Raw genomic sequence first — 24,326 nt, 5'->3', positions numbered from 1 at the left:
CGTGAGTGAAGAACTGTACGACATTGTCATTCTTGGTGCTGGATCAGGTGGCTACGCCGCTGCACTGCGCGGCGCACAGCTGGGCCTGAAAGTAGCTCTCATCGAAGGCGATAAGCTGGGTGGCACCTGCCTCCACCGTGGCTGCATTCCAACCAAGGCATACCTGCACGCTGCTGAAGTTGCTGAAAACGTAAAGCACTCTGAATTCTTCGGCGTTAACTCCCAGTTCATGGGAATCGATATGCAGCGCGTAGGCGAATACCGTGACGGCGTCATCGGCAAGCTCTACAAGGGTCTGCAGGGCCTGGTAAAGAGCCGCAACATTGAATACGTAAACGGTTGGGGTCGTCTGACTGCTCCTGACACCGTTACTGTAGACGGCAAGGCATACCGCGGCAAGAACATCATCTTAGCTTCCGGCTCCTACTCTAAGACCATCCCAGGTCTGAACATTGAAGGTCGAGTAATCACCTCCGAACAGGCACTGCAGATGGATTGGATTCCATCCTCCGCAGTAGTCCTGGGCGGTGGCGTAATCGGTGTTGAATTCGCATCCGTATGGAACTCTTTCGGCACTGACGTAACCATCATTGAAGGCCTGCCACACCTGGTTCCTAACGAAGATGAAGCTATCTCTAAGAACCTGGAACGTGCTTTCCGTAAGCGCAAGATTAACTTCAAGACTAAGACCATGTTCCAGTCCGTCACCCAAGACGATCACGGCGTACACGTAACTACCTCTGATGGTAAGACCTACGATGCTGACGTACTGCTGGTGGCAATTGGTCGTGGCCCACAGACTGCAAACATGGGTTACGAAGAAAACGGTATCCCTATGGACCGTGGCTTCGTGCTGGTAAACGATCGTCTGCACACCGGTGTTGGTAACATCTACGCAGTTGGCGATATCGTTCCAGGTCTGCAGCTGGCACACCGTGGCTTCGCACAGGGTCTGTTCGTCGCAGAAGAGATCGCTGGCCTAAACCCACAGCCAATCGTAGAATCCGGCATCCCACGCGTAACCTTCTGTGAACCAGAAATCGCTTCCGTAGGTCTGACTGAAAAGCAGGCTAAGGAACAGTACGGTGAAGACAAGGTTAAGGCTGTTGAATTCAACCTAGCTGGCAATGGTAAGTCCCAGATTCTGGACACCGCTGGTTTCGTTAAGCTGGTTTCCGTGGTTGATGGCCCAATCGTTGGTTTCCACGCAATCGGCGCTCGTATGGGCGAACAGGTTGGCGAAGGCCAGCTGATTGTTAACTGGGAAGCCTATGAAGCAGACTTGGCTGCGCTCATTCACGCACACCCAACCCAGAACGAATCCATCGGTGAAGCAGCGCTGGCACTTGCTGGCAAGGCACTGCACGCACACGACTGATAAACACCCCCTCTCATAAATAAGGAGACATAAGAATGGCACACGTAGTTGAAATGCCTGCGCTCGGTGAGTCCGTCACCGAAGGCGTTGTCACCACTTGGTTAAAGCAGGTGGGTGACACCGTAGAAATCGACGAAGCAATCGTAGAAGTTTCCACCGATAAGGTTGACTCTGAAGTTCCTTCCCCAGTTGCAGGCGTAGTTTTGGAAATCTTCGCTGCTGAAGATGAAACCGTTGCAGTTGGTGGACGTCTTTGTCTGATTGGTGAAGCAGGCGAAGCTGCTCCAGCAGCTCCAGCTCCAGTAGCTGAACCAGCACCTGCACCAGTTGCAGAACCAACCCCAGCTCCAGTCGCAGCAGCTCCAGCAGCTGCAGCAGAAGGCGTCGAAGTAGTTCTACCAGCACTGGGCGAATCCGTAACTGAAGGTGTAGTTACCTCTTGGCTCAAGGCAATCGGCGACGAAGTAGCTGAAGACGAACCACTGCTGGAAGTATCCACTGACAAGGTTGACTCTGAAGTTCCTTCCCCAGCAGCTGGTTTCTTAGCTGAAATCCGCGTACAGGAAGACGAAACCGCTTCCGTAGGTCAGGTTCTGGCTATTATCTCTACCTCTGCTCCATCTGCAGCTCCAGCAGCTGCACCTGTAGCCCCAGCACCAGTAGCTGCTCCAGCTCCTGCTCCAGTGGCAGCACCTGCCGCACCAGCAGCCCCAGCGCCAGTAGCTCCTGCACCTGCTGCACCAGCTGAAGTTCCAGCTCCAGCAGCTGGTATCTACGTAACTCCACTGGTACGCAAGCTTGCTAAAGAAAAGGGCGTTGACCTTAACAAGCTGACTGGCACAGGCATTGGTGGACGTATCCGTAAGGAAGACGTTCTGGAAGCAGCAGCAAAGGCTGCTACCCCAGCTCCAGCAACGCCTGCAAAGCCTGCCTCCCCAGCTATCGAAGTTGACACCACCTTGCGTGGTAAGACTGAAAAGATGTCTCGCCTGCGTCAGACCATTGCTAAGCGCATGATGACTTCCCTGCAGACTTCTGCTCAGCTGACCACCGTCATCGAAGTGGACGTTACCCGTATCGCAGCTCTGCGTGCACGCGCTAAGAAGAGCTTCGCAGAACGTGAAGGCACCAACCTCACCTTCCTGCCATTCTTCGTAAAGGCAGCTACCGAAGCACTGAAGATGCATCCAAAGATCAACGCAACCATCAATGGCAACGAAGTAACCTACTTCGACTATGAAAACATTGGTATTGCAGTTGACACTCCAAAGGGTCTGTTCGTCCCAGTTGTAAAGAACGCTGGCGACCTAACCCTGGGTGGTCTGGCTAAGTCCATTAACGACCTGGCAAAGCGTACTCGTGAAGGCAAGGCAGATGTTTCCGAACTCACTGGTTCTACCTTCACCATTACCAACACCGGCTCCGGTGGCGCTCTGTTCGACACCCCAGTGCTCAACACCCCAGAAGTAGCAATCCTCGGCCTGGGTGCAATCGTTAAGCGCCCAATGGTGGTTAAGGATGCTGAAGGCAACGAAACCATCGGTGTTCGCTCCATGGTTTACCTGGCTCTGTCCTACGATCACCAGCTGATTGACGGCGCAGACGCTGCACGTTACCTCATGACCGTTAAGAAGCGTCTGGAAGCAGGCGAATTCGAAGGCGAACTGGGTCTGTGATTTAACCCCGGTTCAAACCGGTTAAACACTTCCTAAAGTAGTGGTGGTTGGGAATATTCCCAACCACCACTACTTTTGTTTAATATCTTTAATCCGCCACAATGGAGCTTGCAGAGTAATCTCTTCCACCCGTTCTTTAGAAGCTGGATGCTTCACACACCCCGCAGGACTACACTGTTCATATTCAGAAAGTGCATAGCGCAAAGTTACCGTCACATCTGCAGAACACTTCTCAACTTTAACGCTATTCAGATTAGCCTGTAGACCGTTTACTACCGTGCCATTAGCTGAAAACTTACTAATTAATGCCACGTCATGCGCATACGCTTTTGAATCCTTCACATAAATACGCTCAAGTATTCCCAAATCTAACTGTGTTAAAGCCTGATTACGTAGCTTCATAAGTCCACGCAAAATTGCTTCCGCATCAGCATCTGCAGGGCACACCTGCGCGATAGTTTCAGACGTTGCAGACGCGCTGTTTGTCATAGGTTCTTCAACCGCCCCTGCCCGAACAAACTCAGGTAAAGAAGTTACCCAAAAACCCAGACTCATAACTCCAATTCCCAGCATTACTAAACTCAAAATCCTACGACTAGTTGAAACCATAGGTACTTTTTCTTTACGCAAATGACGCCCAGTTTTCCGCCCTCGTAAAAAATCCCCATTGGATCCACGCCCAACCGCCGAAACCACCGTTTCTTCCCTCCGGTATTCCGCCCGTAATAAAGCTGCCGGAGTAAGCTCTGCCAAAACGCGTTCTTCCTGTGGCTTATCCACTGCCAAAGCACCAGTTTGCTGCCCAACTTTTTCCAACGCAAACAAATCACGCGAAAAATCATCCATCTGCGAATCCGGTATAAAACCTGGTGTCCCCGCGGTAACACACGCAAAGTCAATAAGTTTTACACCCCCAGCTTCATCAGCTGCCAGGATAATATTCGCTGGCGAAATATCCATATGAGCAATCCCTAACGCATGTAACTCAGCTACCGCTAGTTCTAACTGTGCTTGGATTTCCAACGCTCGTTTCGGGGTAATCTCTCCGGGTTTACGCAACAAATCAGCCAATGATTCGCCGGGCACATATTCCGAAATCAGCCCTACCCGCTTTGCCTGCGGGATAGCTTTCAGCAGATTCGCACTATATTTAAGCTGTGCTGATAAAAGCGTCTCAATCCGGCGTAAATGAGTTTGATACTCACTTAAGCTAATGAATCGTAACGTGTATTCAAGCTGATTTTCATCGGCGACCAGCATGATGGGACCGCGCGCGGTGTGTGCGAGGGGACGTACCAGGGAGTATTCTGCGAAGTTCATAGCTATAGGGTGGCAGAATCTGAGCCCGGAAAATAGCCTCCCCATTTTCCTGTGGATAACTATCCGGTTTCGTTAAACCCAGTTTTCGGGTAGAATTGATACGCTTCTTGCGGTGCTTGAAGCAGCCTGTTTGCTCCGCCCGAGTGCGGACCCTGATGGGCAGTCGTCTGGGAGTCTTTGATTATGACTCAATTACGCGCTTTAGCGCATTATAAATGTTTACCGCAGATTGCGGGTTGGAAAGCACTTATCGTAGCTTTCGGAGCACGCGCTCCATATGCAATGATTCCGCTAGGAGTTCTAACCGCGGTTTCAGCTTCCTCTGGTTCAGTGGCGACCGGTGGCCTGGCAACTGGAGTTACTGCACTTTCCACGGCTATTGCCGGTCCTCTGATTGGTAAATGGACTGACCGCCGTGGGCAAGCTCTTCCCCTGCACGTTTTAACGCCGTTTAATGCAGTTTTATTGCTGGGTCTTTTCCTTTCGGTTTATTTCGTTACCCCTCTGCCGGTTGTGTTACTTTTCGGCATGCTGGCTGGTTTAACTTCCCTGCCGATTGGTTCTTTTACTCGTTCACGGTGGATTGCGAATACTCGTTACCCGCATGAGCTTTCAGTTGCGCTCTCCTATGAGTCCATGGCTGATGAGCTGGTTTTCGTATTGGGGCCAGCTTTGGTGGGTGTATTAGCTTCGCTGGTTTTCCCTTCGGCACCGTTGTTGGTAGCGTTTTTGCTGGTCGCTTCGGTGGGAATGGTTTTTGCATTCAGTGCTGAGTCGACGGCCGCTTCGGCTTCTATTCCCGAGGGCGGTGCCGCACAGGTTAGGGTGTTTCCTGTTTTGTTAACGATTCTGCCGACGATTATTGCGATGACTACGATTGGTATGTTGTTTGGTGGGATTCAAGCTGCTATTACTGCTCGCGCGGGGACGTATGATATGCCCAGCGCCAGTGGGTTGATTTACTCTGTGGTTGGTTTAGGTTCTGCCATTATGGCGATTTTAACGGTTTTGATTCCTGAGTGGATTTCTCTACCTAAACGCTTATCCATCGCAGGGTTCGGTATCCTCGTAACGGTTGGTTTAACGGCTTTCGCTCCTTCGGTTTTGTGGAACTTGCCGATTCTTTTTTCAATCGGTTTGTTCATTGGACCGGCTATGGTTACGGCGTTTACGATTACTGAGTCTTTAGCACCAGCTAATGGCGTTGCTATTGCTATGACGGCCATGCAGTCTTCAATTACTGTGGGTGTTTCTGTTGGTGCTGCAGTGGGTGGGGCGATTGCTCAATCTCATGGAGACTTCGCTGCGTTTATTACTACGGCGCTAACAGGTATTATTATTGCGTTAGTAGGTTTTTACCTATCGACCAAAAAGTCCGACGAAAAACAGGTAGTCTTATAACATCATGGCTAATACTGAAAAAACTCAAGCTCCGGCTGCTCAGCCGAAGAAGCGTCGCTGGTACCATAACCTGGCAGATGCTTACCGTGTAACCAAGCGTAGTTTCCCGCTGCTTCCACTTTGGCTGATTCTGCCAACTGTTGCAGTTGTGCTCGTAATTATTGGTTTGAACTACCTGCTGAATGCTCACTGGATTCTGACTGTTCTCTTCAGCATCACTTTTGCGATTTTGGTACCTCTGTACATCATGGGTTACCTGATGAAGAAGGCAATGTACCGTCAGATTGATGGTCACGCTGGCGCTGTTTACGGTGTGATTGAGCAGATTAAGACTGGTTGGACTGTTGAAAAGCAGCCTGTGGCTGCTAATCGTAATCAGGATCTGGTTTGGCGTATTTATGGCCGTCCAGGTGTAGTTTTGCTGGCTGAAGGTCCTAAGGCTCGTGTTAGTGAACTAGCTGAGCGTGAGCGTAAGCAGATTCAGCGCGTAATTCATAACGTTCCTGTTCACATTATTTATGTTGGTAACGATGAGGATCAGGTGAAGTTGGAAATGGTTGAAAAGACCATTGGTAAACTTCCTAAGGCTCTGCGTCGCGATGAGGTTCCTTTGGTGGCTAACCGTCTGCAGGCTCTTTCTGCGCAGCGCAGTGGCGCAGGTATTCCTCGTTCTGTTGATCCAGCTAAAGCACGCGCTAAGATGAATCGTCGTGCTCTGCGTGGTCGCTGACAATACTTGGGTTTAAAACCTGCAAGATCCTTAGATTAGTAATCTTTTAGTTTCTTAGTGCCGGTCTTCTTCGGAAGGCCGGCACTAGTTTTTCGCCCTCCCCTGCGTGCGAACGCAAACTCGGACGCAGGTAAAACGCGCGAACGCAAACTCGCGCGCAGGTAAAACGCGGGAACGCGAGTTCCCGCGTTTGGTTGAGGTGAACAAGCACACACCCGAATATCCATTCATTAACTTGCATATTCATTCACTAAGTTGCATGATTATTAAGACACAAGTTTTAAGAGAAAGAATAATCATGAAGAAAGTAACTGCTCTCATCACCCTCACAGCTCTATCCGTAACCGGTTTAGCCGCTTGCTCTGACCCAGAAACTCCAAAGGCAGCTGAAACTGCAAACACCTTCGACGTAAACACCATCGAAGAAGTACCAGAAATCGCCGCCCTCGTACCAGCAGCCCTTAAAGAAAAAGGTGTCCTCCTAAACGGCGCTTCCACCGACTATGCGCCAGCAGAATTCCGTGCAGAAGACGGCCAAACCCCCGTCGGATACGACATTCAAATCACCGAAGCCCTTGCAAAGGTAATGGGACTTAAAAAGGGTGAAACCCAGCACGCAGAATTTGCTTCCATCATCCCTTCCCTGGGCACCAAGTTTGATATCGGCGCATCCTCATTCACTATCACCCCAGAACGTCTCGACCAGGTAAATATGATTTCCTACGTTCAGGTCGGCTCCTCTTACGCCGTGCAGAAAGGCAACCCAAATAACTTCAACCCACAGGATGTCTGTGGAAAGACCGTTGGAATCCTTTCTGGCACCTATCAGCAGGAATTCATTGCAGCAGAATCTAAGAAGTGCGAAGACGCTGGCAAAGAAGCTGTAAAGGTAATGGCACACGACCTAAACACCGACGCCATCACCAAGCTAGTAGGCGGTCAGTATGATGCAGTGCTTTCCGATTCCAGCGTAACCGGCTATGCTATTTCTCAGACTAACGGTGCCATTGAACAAGTTGGCGACGTTATTGAAGCTGAACCACAGGGCATTGCAGTAGCTAAAGATGACATTGAACTAGCTAAAGCAATTCAGCAAGCCATGCAATACCTGATGGATAAAGGTTACCTAAAGCAGATGCTCGACAACTTCGGTGCAGGTGACGCAGCCCTGAACCAGGCAGAGCTCAACCCAGGTAAGTAAACACTAAACACAGCGCCCTCGGAAAGAAAATGGAACCAATCCTCCTGAACCAGCCGAAATCCCTGCCAAAGCCAGGTCAGTGGATCTCTGCAGCAGTAGTTGCCGTACTGGTAGCCATGCTGGCGAACTCCCTGATTACCAACCCAAATTTCAACTGGCCACTGGTATGGCAATGGCTGTTTTCACGCACCATCATGTTAGGCGTCGCCTACACCATCATGCTAACCATCGGCTCAATGGTAATCGGCACCATCCTGGCAGTCACCATGGCAATCATGCGCCAGTCCCCTAACCCGATTCTGCGTGGTGTCTCTTGGTTCTTCATCTGGTTCTTCCGAGGCACCCCAATCTACACCCAGCTGATTTTCTGGTCCCTGCTACCAGTCCTCTACCCGCAACTCTCCCTAGGCATCCCATTCGGACCAGAGTTCGTACAGTTCGAAACTAAAACCTACTTCACCCCCATGCTAATGGCACTCGTAGGTCTGGGACTTAACGAAGGCGCTTACCTGGCTGAAATTATTCGTGCTGGCTTAAACTCCGTAGATAAAGGACAGTGGGAGGCCGCCACCGCCCTGGGAATGAATCGTTCTATCATTCTGCGTCGCATCATTTTGCCACAGACTATGCGCGTGATTATCCCACCCCTGGGCAATGAAACCATCTCCATGCTGAAAACCACTTCCCTGGTGTCAGCGATCCCAATCACCCTGGAACTGACTTGGGCAGCGAAGGATAAAGGGCAGTTCCTGTTTGCTCCAGTACCGCTTTTGATTGATGCAGCTATCTGGTACCTGGTTATCACCTCTATTCTGATGGTGGGTCAGATGTACTTGGAACGCTATTTCGGGCGCGGTTTCGGCGCGGAATCTAACGCTAAGACTGTTAGTCGCTGGGGTGTGTCTAAGCGCCAGCAGGCGATTTTAGACGCGCATACCACTAATGATGATCCGTTTATTGATGTCACTCCTTAAGGCAGGTTTGAAATGACTGAGTTAGTTTCGATTCAGGGCGTGCACAAAATTTTTGATGACCTGCATGTTCTTAAAGGCGTTGACGTAAGTGTTAAACGCGGCGAGGTTTGTGTCCTGCTGGGGCCATCTGGTTCTGGTAAGTCCACTTTGTTGCGTTGTGTGAATGGTTTGGAAACTATTTCTGCAGGGCGCATCTATTTTGATGGGCAGCTGTTAGGGATGCAAGAGAAGACTAAGCATGGCAAGCCCGTGCTTTATGAGCTGTCGAATAAGGATTTATCAGCTCAGCGGGCGCGCATTGGCATGGTTTTCCAACGGTTTAATCTGTTCCCGCATATGACGGCTTTAGAAAACGTCATGGAAGCTCCGATTCAGGTGAAGGGGTTGTCAAAGCAAACTGCGAAGGAACGCGCTTTAGACCTGTTGGCTCGGGTGGGTTTAAGTGATCGAGCTGATCATTTCCCTTCTCAGCTTTCCGGTGGCCAGCAGCAGCGCGTAGCGATTGCGCGTGCGCTGGCGATGGAACCAGAGTTGATGCTTTTTGATGAGCCGACTTCCGCGTTGGACCCTGAGCTGGTGGGTGAAGTTCTTTCCGTGATGCAGGATTTGGCTGAGTCTGGGATGACGATGATTGTCGTAACCCATGAGATTGCCTTTGCACGCGAGGTCGCTAACCACGTGGTTTTCATGGATGAGGGCGTGATTGTAGAGGCTGGTACGGCAGCTGAAGTGATTGATAATCCGCAGCATCCACGTGCGCAGGAGTTTTTCGGCAAGGTCATGTGACCGCTAGTTCTCTAGACCGTCCTCGGTATCTTCATCAGTTCCGCGAAAATCTGATTTTAGTTCCCGAGGGCGGTTTTTTATCGCCTCTTGTTTAGCTTTTGCTTTTTGCAAGTACTTCTCCCACTGGTTGGGAATCGGAATTTCTCTGAGTTCTTTATTAAAAGCTAACAGCGCGATCAACGCCATGCTGGCAATGATGATTTTCGCAGTGCGTTTCATCCCCAGATAGTCCAGTCCAAAGCCCACAGTAAGGGATACGAGTGGGGTGGTTATGAGGGTTAGTAGTTGTGTTACTGCGAATACTCACCCGGCGTATTCATCAGGAATATAACTCATAAGGAATCCACCAAAGCTAGCGTTTCCTGCTGGTAGAAGTACCAAGATTAGCAGCAGGAGGCTGAGTTTGAGGTAAAAGTTGTCTACCCAAACGGCAGTGGGAGCTAATATTACGGGTAGCAGCAGCGTGTAGATAATGAGCCCACCGGTAGGTACTTTATCGACTAATTTTGTAGCGACTAAGGAACCGAAGATTACTCCCAGGGCAACGACTGAGTTGAAGGTGGCTGCAGAAATTAGGCTTTTACCGTTACTTACGCTGTCTAAGACGAGTAGGAAAATAAATCCATTCAATAGCGGGAAGTACAGCGCGGAAATTGCCGTTGAGATTATCAGCAGGGTACTTTTGAAAATCACCGGGATACCGGCTAGTGCGTCTTTTACTACTTCGATTGCTCCCGCTGTGAATCCGGTTTTTGATTCAGCGTCGCTAGTTTTTACTAAGTGCGCGTTTTGCTGTGGTAGGACTAAGCTAACGATGAGGCTAACAATGCTGAGAATAAGATTCGCTAAGATTGGGAATACCGCACCTAAGCCAAGTAGCAGACCAACTAACGGCCCACCAGAAAGCTCCACTGCCCCATCACGCAGTTGGTTTACGCTAAATGCTTTAGGAAGTTCTTCTTTCGTGACTAAATTTCGTAAGTAAATGTTGGAGACTTGGCTAAACAGCCCAAACCAGACGGCAGACGCACTGGCAATGATGACGATAAAAGTCCAGCTAAGTTGGTTGAATCCAAGCCAGATAAGAGCCACCGCGTAAATTAATGTCGATAGACTCGCTGAGACTATCAGCAGGCGACGGCGTTCAAAGTGATCAATTAAGTAGCCTCCAAAAGTGTCAGCAGCCCTGCGATAAAAGCTGCGATAGCACTTAGAACACCCGCTTGCGAGTTTGATCCCAGGACGATTACTACCAGCAGCGGAAATGCGAAGGAACGAATCGCAGCTACAAATTGCCTTCCCGTATCCTGCACCAACCAAGGCAAGTAGGTTTTAGCAAGATTACTGTGGACTTCTTTTGCTTCCATCTTGTTCCTTCAAAAAGTAAGGCTTCCCGCGTCCTATCGAAGCGCTTTACTCGTTTGCTTAGCGGAGAGGATCCTTAGCTGGTCGAAGTTTAGATACCACTGGATCTGTTTTCATTTCTTCCAGTGAGTATTCATTTAATGGCTTATCGGACCAGGTGAGTGCCTGCCAGTTTTGATTAAGCAGTTCCGCTAGATCATTAGGGCATTCACCAGAGCACACAAACGTCGTTGTTGAAGCATTGTGCATTGGGAAAGTGGCTACCAATTCTGGTGTTATATCCTTTGAAAGCGTATGCGCAATGAAACGGCAGAGTGCGCCGTGGGCTACGAAAACAACGGTTTCTTGCCCCTGCGCATAAGCGGTTTCAACACCAGCTACAATTGCTTGACTGAAGCGTTGCATCACCTGGTACCCGGTCTCACCACCCGGCATTTGCTGGGCTAAATCCCCTTGAATCCAGTTGAGGATAGTTCCCAGGTAAGTGAAAATATGCTCGTCAGTTTCAGACATTTCCATGTCGCCAGCACTAATTTCTGCAATGCCAGGCAGTACCGTGGCAGTCAATCCGTATTTTTCTTCCAAAGCTGCTGCGGTTTGACGGGCACGGATTAATGGAGAAACGAAGATAGCATCAGGAGCGCTGCCAACCAGTTCCTCAAAGTTTTGGGCCATGAGTTGTGCTTGCGTGTGCCCGGTTTCATCTAGTGGCGCACCTGGCATTGCGGTGTCTAAAGCGCGGGTGGTGTTAGAGGTAGTTTGACCGTGGCGTACTAATACTAATTTCATTTCTTTCACTCACTTCATTTATGCGTAAAATCTCTCTGCAAATACTTTACGAGCAAGCCGGGCTTGCCTCAAAAGCCGCTCATTCATTTGCTGCCATTCATCTGGGGAATTCCCTAAGATGAGAGCCACCATACGGGCAGTATTTAACTGGCGTGGGATTACGTCTCGATTACGAGTCCGATCCGTGGCCAGCACATTCGCTGCGCGTAAATGGGATGCTTGCAACCAGGCTTCTTCTAAAATCCGCGTCTCTGCCCCACTCAATGCTCCCAGTTCTGTAAGCATATGCAGAGCCCGTAAGGTGTTAGTTGTCTGCAACTGCGGGTGTAGTTGGGCAAGTTCCAACTGTTTTACTTGTACTAGCCATTCAACGTCTGTTAATCCGCCTGGGCCTAGCTTTAAATGTTGGGACGGTGTAACCCCACGCGGAATGCGTTCAGTTTCCATGCGTGCTTTTAGTAGGCGGATTTGTTTTAAATCTTCTGGTTTTAAACCGCTTTCCCAACGGAGTTTCGCAGCTTCTTCTAAAAACTCCGCACCCCAGGAAGTAAACCTTAATTGGTTAAGAACTCGGGCTCGCACCAAAGCATGTTTCTCCCAGGACGCCGCCCACTTCGACCAGTAATCTACGTATCCAGAAACTGTGCGAGAAAGTACTCCGTTTTTACCCTCAGGACGCAGATCCATATCCAGGTTTAATGCAGAATATTCACTACCCAAGTTAAGCAGAGAAACTGTTTTCTTAATTAGTGCTTCGGCTTCTGCCAGTTCCCCACGATGCACGAAGATAACGTCAGCGTCAGAACCGTAAGTTAGTTCCTCACCCCCGTACCGTCCCATAGCCACACCGAGGACCTGCGTCTGTGCAAACCCTAGACTGCGCTTAGATACTTCTAAAGCTGCTTCAATACAAACATCTGTTGCCCAGGTGAGCATCTGTGCACAACGGTCTTGGTTAATACCTAAAACTAAATCAGCAATCGCCGCGCGGGTTAATTCCCGGTCACGTAAGGCTCGTAAGCGTTCAATAGCTTTTTCAGAATACTCGTAGCGTTCTAATATAGCTTGCGCTTCAGCCGCAATCGCCACCGGATCAAGCGGGTTCAGTTGAGCATCATCATCTAGCCATTTCACCGCTTCTGGAAGCTTCATCAGCGCGTGAGTTGCGTATGTTGAAGTAGGCAAAATCCGACAGAGGCGTTTAGCTGCCACATTCGAGTCCCGGAGTAATCCTAAATACCAGTGGGAACTACCGATTTCTTCGCTAAGCTTGCGGAAGTTAAGCATCCCTTGATCAGGGTCTGCACCATCAGCTAACCAAGCTAGTACCGCTGGCAAAATCTGGCGTTGAATCATGGCGGTACGACTGGCGCCTTTAGAAAGTGTTTGCACGTGACGCAGCGTTCCTTGTGGATCATGATAACCAAAAGCTTGTAGTCGCGCGTGAGCTTGCTCCTGACTCATAGTTTCTAAAGAATCACCCAGCTGTGCTAGCGCTTCGACTAGTGGCCGATAAAAAATCGCCTGGTGTAGTTCACGTACCCGCAGTTTGATGCGCTGCCAATGGGATTCTAAATCTTGCGCGTTTAGAAGTTCCGGGTAATGACTACGCATTGCCCGTGCCAGGCGCGTGAGCACTGCAGGTTGGGTCGGCACTAAATGAGTGCGACGCATTTTCAGAAGCTGTGCGCGGTGTTCTAGAATCCTTAAAAACCGGTAGCACTGTGCCAGTTCTTTCCCGGCTTCACGGCCAATATATCCGCCCTCGGAAAGAGCCTCAATGGCTGGGAGGGTAGCTCGCAAGCGCAGTTTTTCATCTGTCCGTCCGTGGACTAACTGCAGTAACTGTACGCTAAACTCAATGTCACGCAGTCCCCCACGCCCGAGTTTCAGCTGGCGTTCCATATCTTTGCGAGGAATGTTAGCTTCCACAGTTTGGCGCATGCGACGCACTTCGGTAACGAACTCGGGGTTAGAGCTGACGTTCCATACCAGTGGTTCGACAAGTTCCAAAAACGCTGTTCCCAGCTGCGCATCCCCTGCTGCGTAGCGAGCTTTCAACAGGGCTTGGAACTCCCAGTTTTGCGCCCACTTTTGATAGTAGGTGCGGTAGCTTTCCAGCGTACGAGCTACAGCCCCATCCTTGCCTTCTGGGCGCAATCCTAAGTCAATTGGCCAAAGCGGAGGTTGTGTGCCCGGTCCGCTAGTAAGCAGCCCCAGATGCGCGGCGATTTGGCTCGCTACCTGCAGTCCCTGGGTTTCACTTACCTGCGGGCGGGGTTCAAAAACGTAGATTAAATCAACGTCGGAAATATAGTTCAGTTCCTGCGCACCGGTTTTCCCCATGGCGATCACGGAAAAATCGACTTGGGAGGCTCCCCCGATTTTCTCGAGGGCGTCGCGGTAGCCTAACTGCAAAACTGTATCGACTAGTTTGCTTAATAGTACCGAAGTTTGTGCAAGTTCAACTACTTCACTACTAAAAGCCCCTAAATCTGCAGCTGCTACCAGTAGCAGAGCTTGCCAGTAACCAGCTCTAATCCCATCTGAGGTTTCTAAGGTCAATCCCAGCTTCTGCGCGTATGTAGCGAAAATGGCTGTTAGGTTAGATTGTTGCGCTGCTGTCAACAAATCCATCCAGTTTTTCTGTTGCAGACTCTGACAAAGCTGCGGATAACGCACCAGGTAATCAGCCAGCATATCTGAAGCACCGCAGATACGCATGAACGCACGCATCTGTAAGTTATCAGCAAATATGGTTTTAACTACCTGAGGGTCAGTTTCTGCAATGCGCAGGGCAGTAAGCAAAACGTTTTCAACTACGGCACTGGCGCTCAGCTCGTTAATAAATACAGTAAGTTCTGTGGGTAAAACTCTCAGGGTTCCTAAATCGTTTAAGAACTTTAAGGCAGTATTAGCCTCATTAGCTCCGGCAGCGCGCAGTTGCATACGCAGTTGCACTTCATTTCCGATAGTTAACATTCGTTACTATCCTTATTAACTCAGCGACCGCGTAGGAAACGTTCTAATTCCCAGGTAGTGACCTGTTCACGGTACTCATGCCATTCTTGGAGTTTTTCCCGAATCACAAAGTCAAAGGTTTCTTCCCCAAGAGTCTGCGCAACTAAATCAGACTCGCTGAGTGCACTTACTGCTTCTGAAAGTGAGTGTGGTAGCTGCGCTACCCCTAAGGCTTTGCGTTCAAGGTCCGATAGGCGCCACATATCGTCTTCGGCTTCCTCAGGCAGATCGTATTTTCCTTCAATCCCAGCTAAACCCGCGGCAATAATCACTGCTAAAGCTAGATATGGGTTCGCAGCAGAGTCAATCGCACGAAACTCAATACGCGTAGATTTACCTTTACCTGGCTTATGTAATGGTACGCGAATCAGCGCAGACCGGTTACTACGACCCCAGCAAATGAATGATGGTGCTTCACCGCCACCCCAGAGACGTTTATAGGAGTTGACGTGCTGGGCAAAAATCGCAGAAATTTCTCGAGAGTGTGCCAGCAACCCTGCCATGAAACGACGTCCGGTAACAGAAAGCTCATACTGGTTTCCCGCATCATAGAAAGCGTTTTTGTCACCCTCAAATAAAGAAATATGCGTATGCATGCCAGAACCTGGATGGTCTTTAAACGGCTTTGGCATGAACGTGGCAACTTGATTTTCAGAAAGAGCGATTTCTTCCACCACGGTACGTAAAGTCATGATGTTATCAGCGGAAGTTAGTGCATCAGTGGCACGTAAATCGATTTCGTTTTGTCCTGGCCCGCCCTCATGATGAGAAAACTCAACGTTAATTCCCATTTCCTCTAAGGCACGCACAGCCTTGCGGCGGAAATCATTCGATGAACCACGGGCCACATGGTCAAAGTAACCAGCCTGATCTACTGGCTCTAATTTATTTAAATCGTGGGCATTTTTGAACAGGTAGAACTCAACTTCTGGATGCACCATCACTGTAAAGCCAAGCTGCTTAGCTTTCTCTAAAGTACGTAGAAGTACTCCACGTGGGTCAGACTGCGCTGGCTGACCGTCTGGAGTATGTACGTTACAGAAAAGGCGGGCAACCGGCTCATCGTCTTTAGACCGCGCCGGCAGAATCGCAAAAGTAGAAGGGTCTGGGAAAAGCAACATATCGGATTCAAAAACGCGAGTCAGACCCTGGATTGCTGAACCGTCGAAACCAATTCCCTCATTAAAAGCGGATTCTAATTCGCCCGGATCAATGGCAACTGCTTTGAGGGTGCCAGAGACATCAGTAAACCAAAGGCGTATAAAACGAATCCCTTTTTGAGCTACCTGGTTAAGTACGTGTTCTTTCAGCGCGTCCATTAAAAATCCTTAGAGAATATGTTTAGGTCGGCTCCGAGAAAGTCTCGGAGCCGACCTAGAAAGTTAATTACTGCTGTGGATTGAAACCATCAGAGATGGACTTCAAAGCTGCAGTAAGTTCGGTTGGGACTACCCAAACCTTTGAACCTTCGCCCTTGGAAAGCTCTGGAAGCATTTCAAGGTACTTGTATGCCAACAGTTTAGGATCAGCGTCACCTCGGTGGATAGCTTCAAAGACCTGGGCAATAGCTTGAGCTTCACCTTCTGCCTGCAGAATACGAGCCTGAGCTTCACCTTCTGCACGCAAAATCTTAGACTGCTTTTCACCTTCTGCACGCAGAATCTCAGACTGGCGGATACCTTCAGCATTCAGAACTGCAGCACGCTTATCGCGTTCTGCACGGAGCTGCTGCTCCATAGCCTGCTGAATCGATGGTGGTGGATCGATAGCCTTGATTTCCACACGATTCACGCGGATACCCCACTGCCCAGTAGCTTCATCCAGAACGCCACGCAGCTGGTCTTTAATCTGGTCACGAGAGGTCAGGGTCTGTTCCAGATCCATAGAACCAATCACGTTACGCAGAGTGGAAACAGTCAGCTGTTCGATTGCCTGAATGTAGTTAGCAATCTGGTAGGTAGCGGCCTTTGGGTCCATTACCTGATGATAGATAACAGAGTCGATGGAAACGACTACGTTATCAGCGGTAATCACTGGCTGTGGTGGGAAAGAAGTAACCTGTTCACGTAAGTCAACCTGGGAAGCTACGCGGTCAACGAACGGAATCAGCAAGTGAATGCCCGCGAACATTTCCGAATGGAACTTACCCAAGCGTTCAATTACCAGGGCTCGTGACTGCGGAACGACGCGGATTGCGCGAATAACAACGACGACAACCAAAAGCAGGAATACCAGTAGCACTAGGCTACCCCCGCCGATAAGTGGAAGTTCGAACATAACACGCCTCCTATCTTTACTAAAATAATGTCGTTAGTACAAACATTAAGCCTTAACGCGGGAAACGACAACAGAAGCGCCCGCAATTTCATTTACGTAAACGACTTCTCCAACTTCCAGGTCAACCTCGTCCTTAGTTAGAGCCGTCCAAGTATCTCCGGCAAGGCGTACGCGACCTCCCTCGCCCGTAACGGTTTCTTCAACCAGCGCCTCCTGCCCCAGTAAAGCATGGAAATTCAAACGCGTATTAGGAACAGAACGTTCTAAAACACGACGTGCCCAAGGACGCAAAGTCAAAAGCAGCACAATCGCTACCACTGCGAAAACAATAATCTGCGCAGTCAGGTCAAATCCCAGCAAACTGGTAATACCAGCTGCCCCCGCTGAAATCGCGAGCATCAAGAAGAAGAAATCAACCGAAATAACTTCAACTACAGCCAAGCCTAAAGCGATTAAAAACCACCAAAAATAGGCCATACTAATCACTTTCCTTTCTTAAGCGCGTGCAGACCAACGCCCATTACGCAATTCAACCTGCAGAGGTAAACCAAAGGTTTCGGAAACCTTATCATTAGTTAGCACCCCAGCGATAGGGCCAGCGTGCAGAACTTTACCATCTTTCATCAACGCTGCATGGGTGAAGCCCGGAGGAATCTCTTCCACATGGTGGGTCACCATAACGAGTGCAGGAGCTCGGCGATCATTAGCGATTTCTTCCAATGCCATTAGCAAAAGCTCACGCGCTCCCATATCTAAACCAGCCGTAGGCTCATCAAGAACCAAAATCTGCGGGTCAGTCACCAACGCACGCGCAATCAAAACCCGCTGTGCTTCCCCCTGAGAAAGAGAAGAGAAAATCCGATCACGCAGGTGTTCGATAGCTAAAATGCTCAACAAGTCAGTGGCACGTTGTAAATCAATCGCATCGTATTCTTCACGACCGCGAATCGTTTTGCCATAAAGAGCTGAAACTACCGTATTCAGCACCGTGTCATGGACATCAAAAAGATGATGTTCATGCGATGAAGCCATGCCCACAACCGTACGTAGGTCAGTAACATCAACCCGACCTAACTGATAGTCCAAAACTTTAGCAGTTGATAGAGAAGCAGGCTCATAGCAAGGGAATACGCGCCCGGTTAGGAGGTTTACTAAAGTAGTTTTACCAGCCCCATTAGCGCCTAATACAACCCAGTTTTGACCTGGTTCAATCGCCCAATCGACACTGTGCAGAATGTAGTTACCATTTCGGCGAACACTTACATTACTGAAATTTACAACGTTGTTCATAGGCTTATTTTAACGCAAAACGTGGCGGTACACCTCTAGAGTACGCTGGGCGATAGCGCTCCAAGCAAAATGATCCTCAACGCGCTTACGACCAGCCTTACCCATCTGTTCAGCCAACTGCGGGTTAGTTAATAAAACCGTTAAACGCTCTGCTAAATCAGCCTCAAACTTAGCGGGGTGAAGTGGAGTGCCAGTGCCATCATTAAGCTGCTCGATTGGCACCAGATATCCAGTTTCTCCGTCTACGATAACGTCTGGGATACCGCCTGTAGCAGTACCAACAACTGGTAGATTAACGGCCATTGCCTCTAGGTTTACAATGCCCAGCGGCTCGTAAACAGACGGGGTGACAAACACTGTCGCCGCGTCCAAAACCGCAACTAATTCTGGGCGTGGCAGCATTTCAGTAATGAAGTGCACCAATGGCCGCTCAGCGCGCAATTGTGCTACTAGACCTTCAACTTCAGCCATAATTTCAGGAGTATCCGGAGCCCCCGCACACAAAATAATCTGCGTATCCTTTTGAATCATGCGCAGAGCGCGAAGTAAGTGAGGCAGCCCCTTCTGGCGCGTAATACGACCAACAAAAACAACAGTCGGAATATCTGGAATAATCCCCAATCGCGCTAGCGTCGCTGCAGCTGCAGCCTTAGCTTCCTCAGTTTCTGGACGCGCCCAGTCAGACAAATCAATACCGTTATGAACAACGTGAACTTTCTCTGGGGCAACCGCTGGGAAACAACGCAAAATATCATCACGCATTCCATTTGAAACAGCAATGATACCGGCAGCTCCCTCATAAGCAGTCTTCTCCGCGAAAGATGACAGGCGGTATCCCCCTCCGAGCTGCTCAGCTTTCCAAGGACGTAAAGGTTCCAATGAATGCGCAGAGATTACGTGCGGAATATCGTATAGCAAATGCGCTAAATGACCAGCAAAATTCGCGTACCAAGTATGGGAGTGAACCAGGTCTGCTCCAGCTACACCTTCAGCCATCTGCAGGTCTACCCCCAGAGTGCGCAACGCAGCATTCGCAGCAGCTAACTCAGAGAGTTCACTGTACCCCTGAACTCCCTCATCCGCACCTTCAGTTCCCGGTAAACGTGGTCCATCGAAAGCATGAACCCGAACATCAATATGGGGACGCAACACTCGTGCCAACTCATTAACATGAACACCTGCTCCACCGTAAATGAAAGGAGGATATTCCCTGGTCAACAAATCAACGCGCATGACTGCCCCTTTTTATTAGTGAAACTGTGGGTGTGTAAACCACCTACAACTAAAGTTACCTTGTTCAATCCTCGTACGCGGGTACTTCGAACACGATATTCTAATGTTATGAGACAACCAAGAGTACTAGCCATTGTTCTTGCAGGCGGCGAGGGCAAGCGCTTAATGCCACTCACCAAGGACCGGGCGAAGCCGGCCGTTCCTTTCGGTGGACACTTCCGCCTAATCGATTTCGCCCTGTCGAATATCGTGAACTCCGGGTACCTCAAGGTCGTGGTACTCACCCAATACATGTCCCACTCCCTGGACCGCCACATCACCAAAGCCTGGCGCATGTCCACAATGCTGGGAAACTACGTAGCTCCTGTACCAGCCCAGCAGCGTCGCGGTCCACACTGGTACCTAGGTTCTGCCGATGCCATCTACCAGTCGTTGAATATCGTTGATGATGAACGCCCCGACTACATTCTGATTATTGGCGCGGATAACATCTACCGCATGGACTTCTCTCAGATGGTAGAACACCACATTGAATCCGGTCTGCCATGTACGGTAGCCGGTATTCGCCAGCCGCTTTACCTGTCGTCATCCTTTGGCGTAATTAAAGCCGAGGACGGACAGATTAAAGAATTCCAAGAAAAACCAGACCATACCGAAGGTCTACCAGACGACCCCGGTTCTTTCCTGGCTTCCATGGGCAACTACGTTTTCACTACTGACGCTCTGCTTGAAGCTTTGGAACTAGACGCCCAGCGTGCAGACTCCCGCCATGATATGGGTGGCGATATCGTCCCATGGTTCGTAGAAAACGGTGGTTGCGGTGTCTATGACTTCATTGACAACCAGGTACCTGGTTCTACTGAGCGCGACCGCGATTACTGGCGTGACGTAGGTACCCTGGACGCATTCTATGAAGCAAACATGGACCTCATTTCCATTCACCCAGTCTTTAACCTTTACAACCAAGACTGGCCAACCCTGACAGCTATCCCAGGCTACCTGCCACCAGCAAAGTTCGTTTACGGTGACCCCGGTACCCGTATGGGCCACGCCACCGACTCCCTGGTATCCCCAGGTGTCATCATCTCTGGCGGTCAGGTATCTAGCTCCGTAATTTCCCCATTCGTACACGTCCACTCCTGGTCCCGTGTCGAAGGCTCAGTAATTATGGATAACTGTCGTATCGGTCGCTCTGCAGTGGTAAAGCGCGCAATCCTCGATAAGAACGTAATCGTTGAAGAAGGCGCCACCGTCGGTATCGACCACGATTTAGATCGCGCTCGCGGTTTCACCGTGACAGAATCCGGAATCACGGTTGTTCCAAAGGGCGTTACCGTTCACCGTAACGTCTGAGAATAACACAGCAAATGTTTGGGGGGGGATTAGCAAAAGCTAATCCCCCCCCCAAACATTTAAAACCACTATTTAGCTACCGGCTTTTTAACGGGCTTAAAAACGTAAAGAATACCGAAAAACATAAGTGCAAAACCAACTAAGCCAAACCCCACGGTAGCCACGGTTCCGCCAATAGAAATACCAATAATAGGCAGCACCAAACCAACGCTCAGCAAAATCAAACCAATCGCGATATTAGCAGCAGAGAACTTACGTAACTGTGGCTTACCCGCGAGCGGCTTAGTGTTAAGACCTAAAGTAGACGCTAATTCAGGATCGTCTTGACGAAACTCTTGTTCCATCTGTTCCAGGATTTTGCGTTCCTGTTCAGATAGTCCCATCGTTGGCCTCCTGCATCTTTTACATTGATACCACGTCTAAGTGAAATACCTATTTAGGCTAGTTTAGACAAAATCCATAGAAAAGTCTTATTCTGTCCGCCCTCCAGAAATTAAAAACCCGGAAAACAGCGAACGCAATCCGAAACTGCCAGCTACTCTTTCAGTAAGCTAGCGGGCTTAACTGCATCTGCTCCAAACTTTGCTGACACTTGGTCCATAACCCGCTCAGCCTTAGAACGTGAATCGGACTCATCCAAGAAAGAAACGATTCCGTCCTCCCGCGATTGCAAAGAATCCACTTTCACACCCAACAACCGCACTCCCCCAACCGGAATCCCATACGCGTCTAAAAGAGACTGCGCTACCTGAGCAATCTCAGCTCCCAAATCCGTAGGGCGACGCAGAGTTTTCCCCCGCGTAACAGTTGTAAAATCAGCTGCGCGAACCTTAATCGAAACATTCCACGCCAGCCAACCACCCGCCCGCAGACGCCGCGCACAATCATACGAATATTCCACCACCATCCGGTGGAGCTCCGTAGCATCTTTAATATCGGTAGCGAAAGTATTCTCAGTTGAAATCGACTTTTCTGGCTCCCCTGCTCCCACCCGACGCTTATCAATCCCATTTGCAAGAGCATGCAACGAATACGCGTGGGCTTTGCCTACTAGCTTAACCAGGCGCTGGATAGGCAAATCTGCAAGCTGCGCTACAGTTTCAATCCCGTATTTCGCTAAACTAGCTTGAGTTTGTCGGCCCACACCCCAGATTGCTCCCACTGGTAGGAGACGCAAGAAAGTCTGCGTCTGTGCTTGCGGAATCAAAAGGATCCCGTCTGGTTTTGCATGCGCGGAAGCTATCTTAGCGACAGATTTATTCTCGGCAATCCCAATAGAAGCAGGTAAGCCAACTTCCTCACGGATCCGCGAGCGAATCAAAGCCGCAATCTGCAGCGAGTTACCTAAACGACGCCGCGCACCACTAATGTCAAGGAACGCTTCGTCAATGCTGATTTGTTCAACTTGCGGGGTGATTTCACACAGTATCCGCATAACTTTTTCAGAATATTTTAGGTAGGTACTGCGAGGGCTAGCACTGATAATCGCATGCGGGGCGATTCGTTTCGCCTGCTGTACGGGCATGCCTGCATAGATTCCCCGCACTTTCAGATCATAGGTAGCGGCAGTAACCACTGAACGTGGGGCATCATGACCAACGATGAGTGGTTTGCCACGGTATTGGGGGTTTTCAGCGATTTCTACCTGCGCGTAAAAAGAGTCCATATCAACGTGCAGAATATGGCAGTTTGTGTCATCGTCGCCCCAGTCGCGTTTGATTTGCTGGGCTCGCGGTGCGTTAGACATATTCTGACCTGTTTCTTCGGTAACGTCGTGACTATGGCTCGTAAAAACCGTGAGAAAAATACTGATACTACTCCTACTTTAGCGGATGGCTTCACCACTGTGGTGGGCGATGTAGAGTTTCGCCTGCGCGTCGACAACCAGCGAGTGACAGTATTTTTAGATGGTTTGGAATCCTCAGCTCTGAACTTGGTAGATGCTTCCGAATTAGAATTTGAGTACATGCAATACATGACTTGCGTGCTAAATGCATTCTATCCAGTACCTGCGCCTATTTCTGCCCTACATTTAGGTGCTTGTGCATGCGCACTGCCACGCGCCTGGCACGCGTTACGCCCTGGGTCCACGCAAACAGCAGTAGATTTGAATGCGCCTATGTTGGATTTAGTGCGTTCTCTTTTTGATTTACCGAAGTCTCCGGCGCTGCGTCTGCGTCACCAGGATGCGTGTGAATCATTAGCCGGGGTGAAGCCAGGTAAGTTTAATGTGATTGTGCGTGATGTTTTCGCCCAGGGCGTTACCCCTGCTCCATTACGTTCCCCCGGATTCTACGAACAAGCTGCTAACGCCTTAGAAGCCGGCGGAATATTACTGGTTAACTGTGGTCACGGAGATGGTGTGGATGCGCGGGAAGAAGTGCGTTACGCCCTCGAAAAATTCCCGCAAGTTAGGGTGATTGCGGAAGGCAAAACTTTAGCTGGAGGGCGACGTGGCAATGTGGTTTTGGCTGCGCGTTTCCCTTTTGCTTCCGAGGACGCAACCCAAACCGCCGCGTATTGGGATGAAGTCAGCCGCGGTTTACGCCGTTTGGCTTTCCCCGCCCGTTTCTTAGATGAGGCGGATACTAAGCGCTGGGCAAAGTAATTTAGTTTTCTTCTTCCTCAGCACGTTCTAAGAATTTCTCAATAGTTTCTGCCAGTGCGTCAACGTCAATGTCTTGTTCGTGTAAGAAAGTATCTGAGAGGCTAGCTAGAGTATCCGGGTTATCGAGCATGGCTGGGAAAACTTGCTCATCGTAGTGCTGTTCTAAAGAACGCAGAAGGGTAGCTAGTTCTTCTGTTTCAACGACGTTGCCGGGGATTTCTGCAATCGGGACGTCGTTGACTTCTTCTAAGTTACCGATTGGCAGTCGCACATCTAAAAGTTGCGCAACTCGATTAAGTAGTGCCAAACCGCCCTGCGTGTAGGTGGCTGCAGACAGATAGAACGGTACGGTCACTAAAAAACTTATGCTTTCAATCCCCTCCTGGTTCAATGCGTACGCTAAAAACGTGTTCATTGAAGCAGGGAAATCCATGGGACGTCCCATGGGTGGCTGATTTTTAACCAGTTCCGGGTCGGAGGCTTGTAAATGTACAAGTGGACCACGCGTGTGTGGAATCGAAGCTGGCATTCCTTTCATGGAAATAACCAGTTCTACTCCCGCGTTCTTAGCTAAGGCGGTAACTTCTTTAGTGAAAGTTTTCCACTTTAAGCTCGGTTCTGGACCGTGCAAAATCAGGATCGGTGTGCCTGAGTCATCGTGGATTAAGTCTAATACGATTTCTGGAGAGGAAACTTCCACAACTTGCCATTCGTCAATGGTGACTGTGGGACGTTGCGTGGAATAGTCGAGGAGCTCATCCGTGTTGAACGTGGCGATGCGTTTGCCCGGTAGGGATGCCAAAAGCTGGTCGATTGCGATGGAACCAGCTTTTCCGGCGTCAGTTCCGCCTACAAAATGAGTAATGAGGAGCGGAGCTTTTACCTCAGTTTCGGCTTCAAAGCTGTACAGCATTGTGTCTCCCC

The 24,326-nt window shown here is 49.8% G+C and carries 23 protein-coding genes; 9 read left to right on the top strand and 14 right to left on the bottom strand.

What is annotated here, in order from left to right; all coding sequences use genetic code 11:
* Position 1 precedes the first annotated feature (1 nt).
* The gene (gene lpdA / locus HMPREF0044_RS04010) at positions 2 to 1,378 is read left to right on the top strand and encodes a dihydrolipoyl dehydrogenase (protein WP_006546833.1); all 1,377 of its coding nucleotides are present in this window, start codon (positions 2 to 4) and stop codon (positions 1,376 to 1,378) included.
* A gap of 35 nt (positions 1,379 to 1,413) precedes the next feature.
* Positions 1,414 to 3,054, top strand: coding sequence for a 2-oxoglutarate dehydrogenase, E2 component, dihydrolipoamide succinyltransferase (gene sucB, locus HMPREF0044_RS04005; protein ID WP_006546832.1), 1,641 nt, complete (start codon positions 1,414 to 1,416; stop codon positions 3,052 to 3,054).
* A gap of 69 nt (positions 3,055 to 3,123) precedes the next feature.
* Here the strand turns inward: sucB and HMPREF0044_RS04000 are convergent, their stop codons facing one another.
* Positions 3,124 to 4,374: a protein kinase domain-containing protein gene (locus HMPREF0044_RS04000; RefSeq protein WP_006546831.1), complete on the bottom strand. Its 1,251-nt coding sequence runs from the start codon at positions 4,372 to 4,374 to the stop codon at positions 3,124 to 3,126.
* A gap of 183 nt (positions 4,375 to 4,557) precedes the next feature.
* Here HMPREF0044_RS04000 and HMPREF0044_RS03995 point away from each other — a divergent pair, with 183 nt between their 5' ends.
* From HMPREF0044_RS03995 to HMPREF0044_RS03975, 5 genes are all read left to right on the top strand, one after another.
* Complete coding sequence (locus HMPREF0044_RS03995; RefSeq protein WP_006546830.1) at positions 4,558 to 5,775, top strand: MFS transporter; 1,218 nt, start codon at positions 4,558 to 4,560, stop codon at positions 5,773 to 5,775.
* 4 nt (positions 5,776 to 5,779) lie between these two features.
* On the top strand, positions 5,780 to 6,505 hold the full coding sequence (locus HMPREF0044_RS03990) for a DUF4191 domain-containing protein (protein WP_006546829.1): 726 nt from the start codon (positions 5,780 to 5,782) through the stop codon (positions 6,503 to 6,505).
* Between the two features lie 292 nt (positions 6,506 to 6,797).
* On the top strand, positions 6,798 to 7,706 hold the full coding sequence (locus HMPREF0044_RS03985) for an ABC transporter substrate-binding protein (RefSeq protein ID WP_425357251.1): 909 nt from the start codon (positions 6,798 to 6,800) through the stop codon (positions 7,704 to 7,706).
* Positions 7,707 to 7,735: 29 nt separating this feature from the next.
* Entirely contained in the window at positions 7,736 to 8,680 is a 945-nt protein-coding gene (locus tag HMPREF0044_RS03980) for an amino acid ABC transporter permease (protein WP_006546827.1), read from the top strand.
* 12 nt (positions 8,681 to 8,692) lie between these two features.
* Positions 8,693 to 9,466 carry an amino acid ABC transporter ATP-binding protein gene (locus HMPREF0044_RS03975; protein ID WP_006546826.1) on the top strand — a complete coding sequence of 258 codons (774 nt, stop codon included), beginning with the start codon at positions 8,693 to 8,695 and terminating at the stop codon, positions 9,464 to 9,466.
* A gap of 3 nt (positions 9,467 to 9,469) precedes the next feature.
* On the opposite strand, the gene HMPREF0044_RS03970 is transcribed toward HMPREF0044_RS03975, so the two are convergent.
* From HMPREF0044_RS03970 to glgA, 10 genes are all read right to left on the bottom strand, one after another.
* Entirely contained in the window at positions 9,470 to 9,685 is a 216-nt protein-coding gene (locus tag HMPREF0044_RS03970; protein WP_040312790.1) for a hypothetical protein, read from the bottom strand.
* Positions 9,686 to 9,769: 84 nt separating this feature from the next.
* Positions 9,770 to 10,594 (bottom strand): MFS transporter, encoded by an 825-nt coding sequence (locus tag HMPREF0044_RS03965; RefSeq protein WP_245528816.1) that lies wholly within the window; start codon positions 10,592 to 10,594, stop codon positions 9,770 to 9,772.
* Between the two features lie 29 nt (positions 10,595 to 10,623).
* Positions 10,624 to 10,833: a hypothetical protein gene (locus tag HMPREF0044_RS08290; protein WP_006546823.1), complete on the bottom strand. Its 210-nt coding sequence runs from the start codon at positions 10,831 to 10,833 to the stop codon at positions 10,624 to 10,626.
* A gap of 58 nt (positions 10,834 to 10,891) precedes the next feature.
* Complete coding sequence (locus HMPREF0044_RS03955; protein ID WP_050754348.1) at positions 10,892 to 11,620, bottom strand: histidine phosphatase family protein; 729 nt, start codon at positions 11,618 to 11,620, stop codon at positions 10,892 to 10,894.
* An 18-nt stretch (positions 11,621 to 11,638) separates the two neighbouring features.
* Positions 11,639 to 14,602, bottom strand: coding sequence for a bifunctional [glutamine synthetase] adenylyltransferase/[glutamine synthetase]-adenylyl-L-tyrosine phosphorylase (locus HMPREF0044_RS03950; RefSeq protein WP_006546821.1), 2,964 nt, complete (start codon positions 14,600 to 14,602; stop codon positions 11,639 to 11,641).
* 20 nt (positions 14,603 to 14,622) lie between these two features.
* Positions 14,623 to 15,960, bottom strand: coding sequence for a glutamine synthetase family protein (locus HMPREF0044_RS03945; protein WP_006546820.1), 1,338 nt, complete (start codon positions 15,958 to 15,960; stop codon positions 14,623 to 14,625).
* 67 nt (positions 15,961 to 16,027) lie between these two features.
* Positions 16,028 to 16,918 carry an SPFH domain-containing protein gene (locus tag HMPREF0044_RS03940; RefSeq protein WP_006546819.1) on the bottom strand — a complete coding sequence of 297 codons (891 nt, stop codon included), beginning with the start codon at positions 16,916 to 16,918 and terminating at the stop codon, positions 16,028 to 16,030.
* A 45-nt stretch (positions 16,919 to 16,963) separates the two neighbouring features.
* Positions 16,964 to 17,395, bottom strand: coding sequence for an NfeD family protein (locus tag HMPREF0044_RS03935; RefSeq protein WP_006546818.1), 432 nt, complete (start codon positions 17,393 to 17,395; stop codon positions 16,964 to 16,966).
* 18 nt (positions 17,396 to 17,413) lie between these two features.
* Positions 17,414 to 18,208 carry an ABC transporter ATP-binding protein gene (locus tag HMPREF0044_RS03930; protein ID WP_006546817.1) on the bottom strand — a complete coding sequence of 265 codons (795 nt, stop codon included), beginning with the start codon at positions 18,206 to 18,208 and terminating at the stop codon, positions 17,414 to 17,416.
* 9 nt (positions 18,209 to 18,217) lie between these two features.
* Positions 18,218 to 19,441 (bottom strand): glycogen synthase, encoded by a 1,224-nt coding sequence (gene glgA, locus HMPREF0044_RS03925; RefSeq protein WP_006546816.1) that lies wholly within the window; start codon positions 19,439 to 19,441, stop codon positions 18,218 to 18,220.
* 108 nt (positions 19,442 to 19,549) lie between these two features.
* Here glgA and HMPREF0044_RS03920 point away from each other — a divergent pair, with 108 nt between their 5' ends.
* Positions 19,550 to 20,794, top strand: coding sequence for a glucose-1-phosphate adenylyltransferase (locus HMPREF0044_RS03920; protein WP_006546815.1), 1,245 nt, complete (start codon positions 19,550 to 19,552; stop codon positions 20,792 to 20,794).
* Positions 20,795 to 20,862: 68 nt separating this feature from the next.
* Here the strand turns inward: HMPREF0044_RS03920 and HMPREF0044_RS03915 are convergent, their stop codons facing one another.
* Positions 20,863 to 21,177 (bottom strand): DUF3040 domain-containing protein, encoded by a 315-nt coding sequence (locus HMPREF0044_RS03915; protein ID WP_006546814.1) that lies wholly within the window; start codon positions 21,175 to 21,177, stop codon positions 20,863 to 20,865.
* A 152-nt stretch (positions 21,178 to 21,329) separates the two neighbouring features.
* Positions 21,330 to 22,541, bottom strand: a complete 1,212-nt coding sequence (dinB, locus tag HMPREF0044_RS03910) for a DNA polymerase IV (RefSeq protein ID WP_006546813.1) — start codon at positions 22,539 to 22,541, stop codon at positions 21,330 to 21,332.
* Here dinB and HMPREF0044_RS03905 point away from each other — a divergent pair.
* Positions 22,476 to 23,402: a spermidine synthase gene (locus HMPREF0044_RS03905; RefSeq protein ID WP_169302911.1), complete on the top strand. Its 927-nt coding sequence runs from the start codon at positions 22,476 to 22,478 to the stop codon at positions 23,400 to 23,402. The two genes, dinB and HMPREF0044_RS03905, sit on opposite strands and share 66 nt — an antisense overlap.
* Before the next feature lies 1 nt (position 23,403).
* Here HMPREF0044_RS03905 and HMPREF0044_RS03900 read toward each other — a convergent pair whose 3' ends face one another.
* The gene (locus HMPREF0044_RS03900) at positions 23,404 to 24,315 is read right to left on the bottom strand and encodes a PAC2 family protein (protein ID WP_050754347.1); all 912 of its coding nucleotides are present in this window, start codon (positions 24,313 to 24,315) and stop codon (positions 23,404 to 23,406) included.
* Positions 24,316 to 24,326 lie beyond the last annotated feature (11 nt).

It is taken from the genome of Gleimia coleocanis DSM 15436 (assembly GCF_000159015.1).
In the GTDB taxonomy this organism is placed as follows: domain Bacteria; phylum Actinomycetota; class Actinomycetes; order Actinomycetales; family Actinomycetaceae; genus Gleimia; species Gleimia coleocanis.
This window is presented reverse-complemented; position numbering and strand designations above follow the sequence as displayed.